The 13,033-nt window shown below is 67.4% G+C and carries 16 protein-coding genes; 5 read left to right on the top strand and 11 right to left on the bottom strand.

Annotated features, from left to right (window positions below; all coding sequences use genetic code 11):
* Positions 1-65: 65 nt before the first annotated feature.
* The 11 genes from ACFWW9_RS07265 to ACFWW9_RS07315 all read right to left on the bottom strand — a co-directional run bounded on the left by ACFWW9_RS07265 (position 66) and on the right by ACFWW9_RS07315 (position 8,735).
* Entirely contained in the window at positions 66-875 is an 810-nt protein-coding gene (locus tag ACFWW9_RS07265; protein WP_390372682.1) for a DNA cytosine methyltransferase, read from the bottom strand.
* A complete protein-coding gene (locus ACFWW9_RS07270) occupies positions 770-1,762 on the bottom strand; it encodes a bifunctional DNA primase/polymerase (RefSeq protein ID WP_390372684.1) in 993 nt (330 codons plus the stop codon). Before ACFWW9_RS07270 ends, ACFWW9_RS07265 begins: the two co-directional genes overlap by 106 nt.
* A gap of 367 nt (positions 1,763-2,129) precedes the next feature.
* Positions 2,130-4,226 (bottom strand): hypothetical protein, encoded by a 2,097-nt coding sequence (locus ACFWW9_RS07275; RefSeq protein ID WP_390372686.1) that lies wholly within the window; start codon positions 4,224-4,226, stop codon positions 2,130-2,132.
* A 46-nt stretch (positions 4,227-4,272) separates the two neighbouring features.
* Positions 4,273-5,016: a hypothetical protein gene (locus ACFWW9_RS07280; protein ID WP_390372688.1), complete on the bottom strand. Its 744-nt coding sequence runs from the start codon at positions 5,014-5,016 to the stop codon at positions 4,273-4,275.
* A gap of 980 nt (positions 5,017-5,996) precedes the next feature.
* Entirely contained in the window at positions 5,997-6,887 is an 891-nt protein-coding gene (locus tag ACFWW9_RS07285; RefSeq protein ID WP_390372690.1) for a hypothetical protein, read from the bottom strand.
* Positions 6,884-7,213, bottom strand: coding sequence for a hypothetical protein (locus ACFWW9_RS07290; RefSeq protein WP_390372692.1), 330 nt, complete (start codon positions 7,211-7,213; stop codon positions 6,884-6,886). The genes ACFWW9_RS07285 and ACFWW9_RS07290 overlap by 4 nt, the downstream gene beginning before the upstream one ends.
* Complete coding sequence (locus ACFWW9_RS07295) at positions 7,210-7,356, bottom strand: hypothetical protein (protein ID WP_390372694.1); 147 nt, start codon at positions 7,354-7,356, stop codon at positions 7,210-7,212. Before ACFWW9_RS07295 ends, ACFWW9_RS07290 begins: the two co-directional genes overlap by 4 nt.
* The gene (locus ACFWW9_RS07300) at positions 7,356-7,799 is read right to left on the bottom strand and encodes an RRQRL motif-containing zinc-binding protein (RefSeq protein WP_390372695.1); all 444 of its coding nucleotides are present in this window, start codon (positions 7,797-7,799) and stop codon (positions 7,356-7,358) included. The genes ACFWW9_RS07295 and ACFWW9_RS07300 overlap by 1 nt, the downstream gene beginning before the upstream one ends.
* On the bottom strand, positions 7,799-8,176 hold the full coding sequence (locus ACFWW9_RS07305; RefSeq protein WP_390372697.1) for a hypothetical protein: 378 nt from the start codon (positions 8,174-8,176) through the stop codon (positions 7,799-7,801). Before ACFWW9_RS07305 ends, ACFWW9_RS07300 begins: the two co-directional genes overlap by 1 nt.
* Complete coding sequence (locus ACFWW9_RS07310; RefSeq protein ID WP_390372700.1) at positions 8,176-8,508, bottom strand: WhiB family transcriptional regulator; 333 nt, start codon at positions 8,506-8,508, stop codon at positions 8,176-8,178. Before ACFWW9_RS07310 ends, ACFWW9_RS07305 begins: the two co-directional genes overlap by 1 nt.
* Positions 8,508-8,735 carry a helix-turn-helix transcriptional regulator gene (locus ACFWW9_RS07315; protein WP_390372702.1) on the bottom strand — a complete coding sequence of 76 codons (228 nt, stop codon included), beginning with the start codon at positions 8,733-8,735 and terminating at the stop codon, positions 8,508-8,510. Before ACFWW9_RS07315 ends, ACFWW9_RS07310 begins: the two co-directional genes overlap by 1 nt.
* Before the next feature lie 168 nt (positions 8,736-8,903).
* Between ACFWW9_RS07315 and ACFWW9_RS07320 the strand changes: the two genes are divergently transcribed.
* The 5 genes from ACFWW9_RS07320 to ACFWW9_RS07340 all read left to right on the top strand — a co-directional run bounded on the left by ACFWW9_RS07320 (position 8,904) and on the right by ACFWW9_RS07340 (position 12,967).
* Positions 8,904-9,254, top strand: coding sequence for an XRE family transcriptional regulator (locus ACFWW9_RS07320; RefSeq protein WP_390372705.1), 351 nt, complete (start codon positions 8,904-8,906; stop codon positions 9,252-9,254).
* A gap of 200 nt (positions 9,255-9,454) precedes the next feature.
* Positions 9,455-10,669 (top strand): helix-turn-helix domain-containing protein, encoded by a 1,215-nt coding sequence (locus tag ACFWW9_RS07325; RefSeq protein ID WP_390372707.1) that lies wholly within the window; start codon positions 9,455-9,457, stop codon positions 10,667-10,669.
* A gap of 21 nt (positions 10,670-10,690) precedes the next feature.
* Positions 10,691-11,185 (top strand): NUDIX domain-containing protein, encoded by a 495-nt coding sequence (locus ACFWW9_RS07330; protein ID WP_390372710.1) that lies wholly within the window; start codon positions 10,691-10,693, stop codon positions 11,183-11,185.
* 108 nt (positions 11,186-11,293) lie between these two features.
* Positions 11,294-12,607, top strand: coding sequence for a hypothetical protein (locus tag ACFWW9_RS07335; protein WP_390372713.1), 1,314 nt, complete (start codon positions 11,294-11,296; stop codon positions 12,605-12,607).
* Positions 12,608-12,790: 183 nt separating this feature from the next.
* Positions 12,791-12,967, top strand: coding sequence for a hypothetical protein (locus ACFWW9_RS07340; RefSeq protein WP_390372716.1), 177 nt, complete (start codon positions 12,791-12,793; stop codon positions 12,965-12,967).
* Positions 12,968-13,033: the final 66 nt, after the last annotated feature.

Below are 13,033 nucleotides of genomic sequence, written 5' to 3' on the forward strand. Positions count from 1 at the left end.
AGAGGCACGCGATTCAGCCTCGTCCACGGAAGGGGCGGTGACGGCGCGAAGCGGTCGGGCGGTGGTCACGCGGCGCTCCTGCGTTCGTCGTGTACGGCGGAGATCAGTCGGCCGAGGTGTTCGGCGAGGTGGGGGACGACGGCGTTGCCGAGTGCGGCAACGCGGTCCACTCGTCCGGGAAGCCCATGAGCCACTCGACCCACGTCGGGTTCAGCGGGCCACCGACGCGTTCGGACAGGGGTCGTCCGGGTCGGTCGTAGCCCGCTCCCCGTGTCCCGTCGCGGTGTGTCGGTGTGGGCCACACCGAACAGGCGTTTGCGTGCGTGTGGGGCGCCCACTGCACAAGCGGAGGCCCACCCCACGCGGTGCCGGTATCCGAGTCGAACAAGGTCGGTGTGGACGATGTCCAGTCCTCGGGTGAGCAGACCGGGCACGTTCTCCCACAGCACCCACCGGGGTCGGAGATCGGCGACGACGTCGGCCATCGCGGGCCAGAGCCATCGGGGGTCGCTGGTGCCGAGCCGCGGTCCGGCTTCGGACGAGGGTTGGCAGGGGAAGCCCCCGGCGACCAGGTCGACGTGCGGTCGGGGCTGGGAGTGCCACCAAGTGGCGGTGGTGCGGACGTCGTCATGGCGGGGGACCTCCGGCCAGTGCTGGGCCAACACCTGTTGGCAGAACGGATTTATCTCCACTTGGCCGACCACGGTCATCCCGGCGCGCTCCAGACCGAGTCCGAAACCGCCGATACCGGCGAACAGCTCCAGGACGTTCATGCGGCGCCACGGCGGGACTCGTTGGTGGGTGCGGTCCGTGGGCGTGCCTGCCCTGCCTGCAAGCCCTTGCCGATCACGCGGCGGATCTCGGGCTCGGTGCATCCGCACTGACCGGTGATCATGTGGGCGGCGGCTGCGTAGAGCGCTTCTTCGGCTTGAAACGTAGGGAGCATCCCTCCGCCGACGAGTTGCCCCAGTTGCCCGGAAGCCGAGTACAGCACCCGGTTGTGCTCGCTCGGAGCGGCTGCCGCGACAAGGTCGCACTCACCCTGGACCGCTGCCGCGACGTAGGCGGGCAACCGCTCCGAGCGGATCTGAGGGGCCGCTGTGGTGGCCGTGACGGGCTTGGGAGTGAGGGCCTGGACCAACCAGGTGGCCAGGTTCAGCACGGGCCGGTCGTTGGTGAACCGGTATGAGCCGTCGGGAGTGGTCGAGCCGGGAGCCACGACGTAGCCGCCCCACCCGCGAGTGTCGATCTTCCACGCGAGCCCGTTGCCCTGTTCCCCTTGCGTGCTGCGCAGCCGGACGTCGGTGGGGGAGCGGAAGAACAGGTGCGTTCCACCGCTGGGCGTGCTCGCGGACAGGGTCTCCCACGGGCTGTGGTCGCCTGCCTCGTCGCACAGCAGGGCGAACACGTCGAGCCCGTCTCGGACCCCCCTGCGTTTCCAGCCGTCCGGAACCACGTCGGCGGGCGACTTGATCGTGTCCAGGTCGACCACGAGCAGCCCGGACGGGCCGGTGGCGATGCCGACGTTGCACTCGCGGTAGCGGTCGCTGCCCCAGTACCAGCGGACGTGGTCGGGGTCATTCATCGCGCGCTGTTCCCAGCCCTGGTGGGTGGTGGCGCAGATCCCGGTGCGGGGGCAGTCGTCTTTGCCGTGCAGGGCCGGGGGCTTCTTGGAGCGCGGCCGGATGGGGAAGATGTGCCAACCCCGCGCCACGGCGTCCAAGGCGACGGTGAGCATGTCGGTGGTGGACTGGCGAGCCATGGTGACCTCCCGGTGGTGGGTGTCCCGGCGCTGCGAGGTGTGGTCTGCACTCGCAGCGCCGGGCAGCATTGGTGACAGTGAGTAGTTGTTGGTGGGCGTGCGAAGTCGAGCCGTGAGCGCGGCTGACCGGTGGTGTGGGCGGAGCTGACGCGGGTGGGTGTGTCGGTGCCGGGCTACCCCCGTCGAGCGGCGTGATCAGTCGGTGGGAGGGGGTGGCACCGACACACCGGAACACCCACACACCCCCGTGTGTCGGAGATGCCTTTCCGCTGATCAAGCGGTGTTTGAGCGGGGTGTGTCGCCAGGTGTTCCGGGGGTGTGCGGGTGTGTCGGCCTGACACACCCGTGACCCACCGGGGCGTGTCGGTCAGGTGGTGGGGTTGGGCGTCCAGTTGGCGACGTCGTGGGGGACCGCGATCTCCCCGGACTGGATGCGCTCCGCTACCGATTCGACGTCGGCGCGGGCGTAGCCGCGGCTGCGGTCGGGGCCGACCCAGAACGAGTTCGGCAGGGCCTTGAGGCCCACCTGCGGGAGCAGGGTGCCCAACGTGTCCTGCGTGGTGCCGATCGCCCTCGCGAGCGCGGCGGAGTGCATCCGCTCCCCACCGGCGGCGTCCATGGCGTCGAGCACCTGGCGCACGAGGTCCGGTAGCGCGACCGCGACGGCCACCCCACCGGCGGGGACCACGAGGCCGGAAACGTCGATGGCGGGCCAGGTGTGCGGGTCGGCCGGGTTGAACTCGGGTGCCTCCACTTCGTTGGGCGTGTGCTGGCGCGGGACGAACGCGTCGTGCCCGGCCGCCAGCGCGGCAGGGTCGAACCGTGGCGCGCTCGGCACGGCGGCGGGCACCTGGTCCTCGTCGTCGGTGTCCGGGGTTGCGAGGAACAGGTGGTCGGCGCGGTCCCAGCGGGTGGCGTAGTCCGTGCCCGCGAAGTCCGCGGACACCTGGTCCAGCTCCGGGCGCAGACCTGCCACCTCGACCGCGCCCGCCTCCAGCGCCTGGCCCACCAGCCGGTAGCCCTTGAAGCCGACGGGCTGACCGGTGGTGTCCTGCAAGTACAGGCCGCAACCGGGGTAGGGCATGTCCTCCGGGAGCGCCTTGCAGTTCCAGCCGAACAGGTAGTTCAGCTCCTCGGCGTCGGAGACCCGCATGGAGATCCGGGCGCGGGACTGCTTGCGTACGGCGGTCGAGCCGATCACGTCCGTGGTCGCGGACAGGCCGCAGAACACCAGGTTGACCGCCATGGCACGGGCGATGCGCTGGATCTCCTCCAGCATGTCGCGCAGCTTGGGGTACTTGGTGCCGTCGCCCATGATCTCGGCGCACTCGTCCACCACGATGGTGATCTGCGGGACCTCCGGGGACACAGGCAGCTTGTCCGTGCCTGCCTGGCGGCATAGCGCCTGGTAGGCGACCTTGCGTCCCTTGGCGATCCGCAGCGCGGCCTCGCACATCCTGGTGGCCTCACCCGCGGTTGAAGCGACCCAGTCCACAGCGGGCACCGGAACTCCGCCGTCGGGGCCGCGCTCGTGCCAGGGCTGGATCCACGGCAGCGCCATGCCACCGCCGTTGAGGTCGATGTGCCACACCAGGTTGTCCACGCACCGCACCAGACCGGCGTTGATCACCTGCAACTCGTTGGTCTTGCCGCCGCCCTTCTGCCCGGTGAGCAGGCACGTGTCCTCCCGCAGCGACAGACCCGCGACACTGCTGTCGCGGTGCTGCCCGAGCGGGACGGGGTTGAGGATCGACAACGGAGACCAGTCCTCGGGGTACGCCCGGTCCAGTTGGAAGGCATCCACAGTGGACACCCGCAGGAGTGCGGTGCGCCGCGAAGACCCTTGCAGCACCTCGACTCCACACCCGTTGGGCAGGTCGGCGTCGGACGCCAGCCCGGCCTGGTGCTTGACCAGGTCCCGCCAGGTGTGGCCACCGGCAGGGAGGTTGAGGTCGAGGGTGAACCCGGTCCCTTCCTCCCACGCCTCCACCCCGGCCGTGGTCACGCCGGTGATGCCGCAGACGCGGGCGATGCGGTCTTCCCACTCGTCGGCGGTGCGCTGACGTGCGACGACCTTGGCGACCCCGGCACGGAGCTGCGTGGTCTTGGTGTCCGTGGCCCGCAGCACGCTGGCGGTGACGCCACCGGCGACTCCGAGCGCGGCGAGGGTGGCCATGCACAGCGGGTTCCACGGCGAGGTCTCCAGCGCCCACACCATCCACCCGCCGCCACCGGCCCATCCGGCGACGCGGGCCAAGACCCCGGCGCGGCCGGTGCCGGCGGCCGTGACCGCGTGGGCCACCGCGCCGACACCCGCACCAGCCGCGGCGTAGACCGGCGGCAGGTCGAACAGGGAACCGACCATGCCGCCGGCCAGCACACCGCCGGTGATGTTGAGCGTGCCGGTGGTGATGGTGTGCTTGGCGGACCAGTCCAGTCCCCCGCGCCTGGTGGTGGCGGTCATGATCGGCTCCCTGTTCTCGTTGGTGCGTAACGGTGTGCGGGGCGAACTAGCGGTTGTTGACGTTCCACAGGTGCTCGCCACGGCGCGGCGCCTGGTGGCGCTCCAGGTCGGTGGCATGCGCCCGGCTGAACAGGCCGGGCACCTCGGCCGCGGCTGCGGTGGCGGTGCCGAGCGCCCGGTAGACCTCGGACAGCTTCTCCAGCACGGCCGGGTTCACCGGGTACTCGCTGGACCCCTTCTTGACGAACGTGGACAGCGCGATGGCCAGGTGGCCGATGGCCTGCGGCCACTGGTCCAAGTCGTGGCCAAAGGTCGCCATGGTGTCCGGCGCGTAGCGGGCGGTCCGGGCGGCCTGCTCGGCGGCGAGATCGGCGATCGAGAACATGGTTCCTCCGTTGGTGCTGGTCAGGGCCGTGATGGTGTGGACCGGTGAGCCGAGAGCGCGCTGCACCGGGCGGCTTGGGACCGCGATCGGGATGCGCTGCCCGCCGATGACGGGCACCGCGCTGGTGGGGGTTTCGGCCGGGCGAACGCGCTCGGCCACGACGTAGCCGCGGCTACGGGTAGCCGTCTGCTGAGCGACGCGCTGCTTGGCCTCCCAGTGCTGGGACCAGGCCAGGTAGCCGAGAGCGAACGCCCACGCGGCGCCGCTCCAACTCCCGGCCGCGACCTTCTTCGGGAGGGTTTTGATCGTTTGGCGCTTGCCGGTGGCCGGGCGGTAGAGCTTGCGGTAGGTGCCAGCCCGCGCGGCCCGAGCCGACGGAGCGCTGGTCACGGTCTGCCGCACCATCCGGACTCTCCGGCCCGTGCGCGCAGCTGCGGTCATTCCCTTGGCGGCCAGCCGTCGGCCGCTGCGAGCGGAAGAACTGCCGGGTGCACCGGATCGACCGCCCCACCGCGAGGTGGAGCCAGTGCTCCGCGTTCCCGACCCGCCCGCGCTTGTGCGCTTGGACTTGCTGCTGCCCGCCCGCTGTCCAGCACCGGTGGCCTTACGCCAGCCGAACCAGCCGCGGGAACCCTTACCAGCGGTCGAAGACCGGCGACGTCCGAAGACTCCGTCCGTCCGGCCAGCGCCGCCAGCTGCTCGGGCGGCCTTGCGAACTGCGCGCCGTTCCGCGCCGAGAGCCCGCGCGACTCGGCCGGGTCGACGTTGGACCGCTCCGGTACCGGTTCCTCGTCCGGCCGCCTGGCGGGCGGCAGCGGTACGGGCGCCGGGCGAGGTGCGCTTGGCGGTTCCGGCGCGACTGGCGGCAGCGGCTCGACGGCCCTTGCCGGCCAACGCCGACGTGGCTCGTCGCAACCGTCCGGTGGGCTTGCCGGTACCGCGACCGGCAGCGGTACGCCTTCCGCCGGTACCAGTCGCCTTGCGGGTTCGTCGATTTGTCTTGGCGCGGCGGATACCGGCGACCGCTGCCGAGCCTGCTGCGATACCAGCGACGGTGACGAGTCCGGGAACCCCACCGGCGTAGGCGGCGGTACTGCCCAGGATCGTGGTCAGTTCCGCAGCGGCGAACGCGGTCGGCTTGGCCGGTACCACCAACGCGGCGGGCACGTTCGCGGTACTGCCGGGGGACCGGCGTGGGCCGGTACCGGGGCCACCGGGCGGGCCGGTGACGATCTCGCCTTGCACGGTCGGTACCGGCGGGGTGGAGCTGGCAGGGATTGCGGTACTGGGGGCACCGGGTGCCGAGGTGGGGGCGGGGAGAGTCTGAGTCATCGGGAGTCGCCTCCCTTCCTGTCTTGGGTGGTGCAGGTGGTGGCCACTTCAGGTCAGGCAGCGGGGTGGGAGAGCAGGTGGGCAAGCACGTCCCGGCGCAGTGCGACGGCGCGGTTGCGGCCGATCCCGAGCGCCTGCATGTCGTCCACGCGGACGTGGCTGCCGTTGGCGGCGTGGTACTCCCGCGCCTTGGTGATGGCCCGCTGCCACAGGTCCGTGCCCCACGTGACGGTCGGGTCGGTGCTGCCCTGGTCGCTGTCAACCTCGGTACCGGTCGTCGCGGTACCGGCGGGCCGGTACTGGGGTTCCTTGGTCGGTACCGCTGCGGCGGCGGGTGCCGGTACCGAGGTCGTGTCGGCACCAGCGGGCAGCGCGGTGCGGTGCGAGGTGTCGAGCGCGGTACCGGAGTCGGTCCGGAACGCGGAACCCTGCTCGGTACCCGCCACGCGGTAGGCGGTGTGCGTCGGCCGTGCCGGTACCCGAGCGGCCCGTGCAGCGGTCCGCTCGGCCTCCTGCTCGACGGCGGCGCGCTGTTCCTCAGTCATCGCGAGGGACACCAAGTGCGAGAGCAGACCGGCCAGCAGTACCGGCCCGGCGCCGACCGCGACCGCTGCGCCCAACGGGAGTGCGGGCACGGTTAGGCCGTCCACGAGTACGGGCGCGCCGTCGGGTCCGTGCAGGACGCTGGTGACGGCGTGCCAGGTGTTCAACCCGAGTTCCATGCCACCGGCGAACAACAGGACTGCCCACGCCCACCGCCGTACCGGGCCGGTGCCGTCGATGACGTAGTTGAGCGCCAGCAGCGTGGACACCGCAAACACGGCCGCCAGCACAATGCCGAAGCCTGGGCCCAGCATCGGTTCCACCGCGCGGACCTCACCGTTGATGGTCAGCACCAGCGCGCCACCCATCACGGCGAACAGAGCCGCTTTGCGTCCGGTCATGACGCCCGCACCTCCGAGGTACCGGCGTAGACGGTGGGCACCTGGTCCTCGTCGAGCCGGGCGCGCTTGGACTCCCGCACCGCGGCCCGCATCTCCGACCGAGCAACCGCCCGCGCGGCGACCATGCGGACCAAGCCACCGTGCGCGGCCCTGGCGGCCCAGCGGATGCACAGCAGGTAGAACAACGCCGCCACCGTGATGCCCAGCGCCCACGGGGTCGAGGCCAGCCACCAGGCCAGCGCTGCCGCGCCGACCGGGATCACCAGCACCTGCACCAGACCCAGCGCCACCCACAGCGGCAGCGTCAACATGCGTCCGATGGTCACGACAGCTCCTCGTCCTCGTCCTGTTCGGGCCACAACACGGGCACGGCACCGGTGCCGTCGCACACGCCGCAGTCGTGGTACCAATCGCTTTTCAACCCGCTGCCCTGGCACGCGGGGCAGTCCTGCCAGAGGTCGAGGTCCATCAGGCGGCGCTCCTCTCGGACTCGTTGGTGTCGTTGGCGAAACACGTGCTGCACTGCTTGAGCGGGCCACGCACGCAGTGGTTCACGTAGTCCTGGTGGTCGCGGCAGAACCGGCGGGCACGCATCGCGGCCTCGTGCGCCAGCCACATCCGCGGCGTCATGGACCGGACCGGGACCGCGATCTCCTCGCGCCACAGTTCGCAGACCTCCTCGGTCCGCGCCGGGAGCTGGTGGCCGAACACGAGCAACGCGTCCGGGTCCGCCCCGCCGGGGCGTAAACCCTTGGCCCGCAACTGACGACGGGTGTGGAGTCCCGCGGGAACGGCGCCGGGCTTGCCGCGCCAGCCGAACATCGGCAAGCCGTCCCGCAGACCACGGCAGATCACCGCGACCCCGTTCCACGGCAACACGACCGTCTGGAAGTCCACCCGCGATGCGCGCATCACGCCACCTCGCGGGCGGACGTGGTGGCGAATACCCGAAGGACGTCGAGGTCCAGCGGCGTCCACCGAGCGTTGTCGTCCAGCCCGAGAACGGCCGCCAAACCGGGCACCGTGGTCCACACGCTGGCCACGCACGGCGGCAACTCGTTGCCGAGCCGGACGAATGCCAGGCCGTTGGTGGCCTGCACCGACGCGCGGGACTCGGCCAGGCTGTCCGCCCACGCCAGCAGGTCAGCGGCCGGGTGGTCGGAGTACTGGAGCTGCAACGCGTCTTCGGAGATGTTCACGGTCCGCAGGTGCGGGTGGCGGGTCAGGTGCTGCGCCAACGCGAACAGCTGCGCCGCTTGGCGAATGGTGGGGGAGAAGTCGACGCTCATCACGCCACCGCCGCTTCGGTCGCGACGGGACGCAGCTCCGCGGCGCGACGCTGGCGCAGCAGGCGCTGACGCTCGCCAGCCGTCATGCCGCCCCGTACGCCCCACTGCTCACCCACGCCGTGCCGCAGCTCCTGCTCCAGGCACTGGGCCGCGAACGGGCAGTCGGCGCACAGCTGCTTGGCGAAGTTCTCCCGCGCGTTCCGCTCCACGTGCGACTCGCGCAGGTCCGGCGCGACGTCGTCGGCCGGGCCGAACCACAACTCGGGGTCGGTGCCGATGCAGGGCCGGGTCTCGTCGATGTCGGCGAGGGTGAAGTCGTTGTGTCCCAACATCACGCCACCACCGGCAGCGACGGCACGGACGCGAGCGCCGCCTGCTGGCAGGCGGTGACGTACTCCTGGATGGCGTCGGCCGGGATGCGCAGCGCGCCCTTGCCGGTGCCGACCTTCAACGCCCGCAGGGAGCCGGACTCGATCGCCCGGTAGATCGTCGCGACCGACACGTCCAGCATCTCGGCCACGGCCTTGACCCGGTGCATCCGCGTCAACTGCTGAGTCATCTGCTGCTCCTAGCTAGATCGGAGAGCCCTGAGAGACGGGCAACTAGTGCTAGTGCTGATATTAGGACTGAAACTAGCAACGTCAAGTCATGGGGCTCTGCCCCGACCGTGCGGTTCGCTGGCGAACCGCTAGCGTTAGTACTGAAATCAGCAGCTCAGGGAGGTTCTGTGTCGAAGGACTGGGACGCCGTCTCGGCGGCCATCACCACTCGAATGGCCGAACTCGACATGAAGCAGACCGAGCTGAAAGAGCGCTCCGGACTGGCCTTGCAGACGGTCCGGGAGATCCAGCTCAACCTCCAGCCGCGGGACCGCAGCAAGCGCACCCTCACCGCGATGTCCGAAGCGCTCGGCTGGCCCAGCGACCACCTGTGGTTGGTGCTCGAGGGCAAGGACCCAGGCGACCCGGACGCCGGGGACCCCGTCCTCACCGAACTGGCGGTGCTGAAAGACGCGATTACGGTTCTCGTCGATCGAGTCGACGCGATCGAGCGGCGGCTAGCTGCCGACGCCGAATGACCATCAGGCGGTCCAGCCGCTCGTCGACCTGCATAGTCAGGTCGCGGATGGCTGCGGTCACCACCTTCACGTCGTCGTCCCCCTGTGACACCACTTGCCTCCCGAGATCACTGCGATGTGGGTAGCTTCAGGCGAAGTGGGCGACGGACCCCGGAAAAACCTTCCGGGGTGGGTCGACGATCTGCGGAGAGGCTGAGGCCATGCGCGGAATGACGAACTCACTGACCATCGGCGAACGAGTTGCCTGGTACCGGCGACGCAGGGGCGTGCCGCAGGAGGTGCTGGCCGGTCGAGTAGGCCGCACCACCGACTGGCTGAGCAAGATCGAGAACAACCGGATCGACCTGGACCGCCTGTCCGTGATCCGCAACCTCGCGGACGCGCTCGACATCTCGGTCGGCGACCTGATCGGCGAACCGACCTTGCTCGACTGGAACGCGGAAAGCGGCATGAAGACCGTGCCCGCCCTGCGGGCCGCACTCATGGACTACCGCCAGCTCACGCCGTTGCTGGCCATGCCGAGCAGCGACGCCGAACCGATCGACCTTGACGACCTACGGCGTGAGGTCGGAGTCGTGTTCGACGCCTACCAGGCGTCTAAGTATGGGTTCGTCGCCGGTCGCGCCCCGCTGCTGCTGGCCGACGCGGTCCAAGCAGTGCAGGCACACGGCGCCGAAGCGCAGGGACTGCTGGCCCTCAGCTACCAGGCGGCCACGTCGATGCTCACCAAGCTTGGTGAGACCGACCTCGCGTGGATCGCGGCGGAGCGCGGCCTAGCCGCGGCCCAACAGGCTGGCAACCCGGTCATCCTCGGCTCACTGCTCCGCCTGGTGGTCCACGCCCTGCTGTCCACTGGCCGCTACGCACCTGCCGTCCAGCTCACCGAGACGGCCGCAAGCCTGCTCCAGCCCGAGCTATCGAACGCGGACAACGCGATGCTGTCGATCTACGGCAGCCTGTTCCTGGCTGGCTCGATGGCAGCCGCACGCACCGACGACCGCGGACGCACCCAAGACTTCCTCCGCGAAGCGAGCGAAGCCGCGGACCGCCAAGGCGCCGACGGCAACCACATGTGGACCGCGTTCGGCCCGACCAACGTCGAGATCCACCGAGTCGCCACGGCCATGGAGCTCGGTGACGTCCAGGTCGCTGTCGACTTGGGCCCAGCCGTCGACACCTCCGGCCTCCCCGTCGAGCGCCAGGTACGGCACTCCCTGGAGACGGCCCGCGCGCTCAGCGCCTGGAACAGGACCGACGAAGCCCTCGCGATCGTGCTCGCAGCCGAGCGGCGTGCCCCCGAACAGGTCCGTCACCACTACCTCAGCCGCCAGCTCGTGCTCACATGGATGCGGCAGCAACGCACCAAGCCCGGTCACGCCCTCGCAGGCCTCGCCCAACGCCTGCGGCTGGAATAGCAGCGCCCGTAGGCTCGGCGCATGGGTACGGATGCCGACCGCTTCGCAACGCCCCGGATGGCTGCCGGGGCGTTGTTCGTTGACGACCAAGACCGGGTCTTGCTGGTGCACAAGACCTACGGCAACGGCTGGGACGTGCCTGGCGGCTACGTCGACGTGGGGGAGTCGCCAGCCGCGGCGTGTCGGCGCGAACTGCGTGAAGAACTGGGACTCGAACGCGTTCCGGAGCGCCTGCTGGCCGTGGACTGGGCACCAAACGAGGGCGAGGGCGACAAGGTCCTTTGGCTGTTCGACTGCGGTGAGCTAGGCGTGGACGAGCAGCGGATCAAGCTGGACGGCTCCGAGCTAGACCGCTGGGAGTGGGTGCCGGTGGTGAACATCGGTAACTACCTGATCCCGCGGCTTGCTCGACGAGTCTCACAGGCTCATGTCGCGCACGCCGGAGGGGGCACCGCATACCTGGAGCATGGCAATTTTGCGGATCTCGAGGCGGATAATCCACGATCTGGTGATTGACTAGGCTCGTTCAGTAGGTATATGCGTTTTACCAGTCACGAGTAGCGATCTACCCGAGTTGGGTGGATTGTGCTATTAAAGATCATGCAAACTCGTTTGGTTCTCCTGGTGCTGCTGTCCAGCCCGGCGGTGAGTCTGCTGGTGTTTGCTGGGTGTGCCCTGCTTGGTGGAGTAGCTTACAAAATTAGCGATCTTAGTCGATTATCGATGGTTCGTGAAACTGGTCCGCGACGAGTAATGCCCCTAATTGCACCCAGTTTATGGTGGCGTATGAGGCGAATTTTGTGGAAGAGATCCAAGTTGAAGGCTGTCTTTGCGACAACAAGAGACCTGGCGGAAGTATTTATTCGAGTAGTGGTTCCCGTGGTTTCCGGATTATTTCTCGGTTTAGCTGTTGTGCTGTGTTACCGTGCATTGTATTGGCTGAAGAGCGGTCGGTTTGACGCCTCCGTGCCGGTGATTTCGGTAGTAGGTTGTGCATTCGGAGCTGCGTCCATAATGGCCTTTCTATATTATTCTCTTCAGTTGAGGCGCGATTCTCTATGGCCCTTTCCGGTGTTCCTATTTCGCGCCGGTCAAGTCGGAAAGATTCGACGGGTTAGATTTCTGAGATTGATATTTCTATTTATCCACTTAAGATATTCGGTGGTACTTTCGGTCGCCATTGGAAATTGCGCAACAATTGCCGTATTTCGAGATCTTTTGGACAAGAAGAATTCACGCGTAATATGGTCTCTCTGGCCTCATTTTATTGAAGTTGATTGGCTGGATCAGCTTGTGGCTCTAGTTTTCGCGGGGGAATTATTATCACTGCTGGTCGGCCTAGCTCTGTATTATTCCATTCAGCTTTTGATGCCGCTGGAGCATGCTGCTGTAGTTGTCAATGAATGCCTCAATTCGAAGATCGAATCCCCTGGCCCGGTGGCTGATGGTAGAAAGATATTGGGTGCTCTCGAGCTGAGAAGGGAGGAATTGGATCGTGCTGCGCGCGCTCTTAGGGGGGCTGGTCGACGAGTCGATTATTTTTCGTATAACCATCCGGTCGCATCTATTCTGTATGGATGCGGCCAGTTTCTGCAAAACTATCTAAAGCGTACGGATTCCTTATCTTATTGCCATCCCTCGGCCATTGTCGATATTCTGCGCGATGTGACCATAGTTCTTGCAGGTCCTGCTCATCTCAGTTTCTATGCCAAGGTGGGCCAAGCTGTCGACGCATTTGACTCCGATGGTTCGCCGCGATCTGCGCTTCGTGTAAAGCCTGCTAGTCGCTTGGCTGCGCTAATAGTTCGAGTAATCGACCCCTTGGATAAGTTCTCAAAAATTGCGACATCGGTATGGGCAATCTTTACTCTTATTGTCGTGGTGATTCTTATTGTGGCGGGGACTCTGGACTTGACGAAAATTCAGATCCAAAAATGAATGGTAAGATCAAATTCTGATCAGAGTGGACGCTGCTCATGCTCAGCCTTGGTCTCGGCGTGTAGGTGAGGACGGGCTGGGGGCTGTATTCATGAGGATGCTGAACCGTTGTCGGGAGCCGCAGGTTGTGGTCCCAGCGAAGCTCTTGATCGTAACTACGTTCTCGTTCGATACCTTGAAGCCATGCTTGATGAGACGCGCATCGCGCTGCAGAACTATGACTGGATGATCCGCAACCGTGGCATCGATGAGGTTGAACTTGCCTGGGACAGCGAGACCCTCGTGTACGGGAGCGGAGGAGTAGCCATCGACACCTTGTGTGAGCCCGGTTTCACCCCGGCCACCCACGAAGCCAAGTAGTGCACTGCCGGTCGGGGGTCTCAGACGGGGGCTCAGTCCGTACCCGTTCAGGGCAGGTGCCGGTGT

The organism is Umezawaea sp. NPDC059074, from assembly GCF_042738955.1.
Lineage (GTDB): Bacteria > Actinomycetota > Actinomycetes > Mycobacteriales > Pseudonocardiaceae > Umezawaea.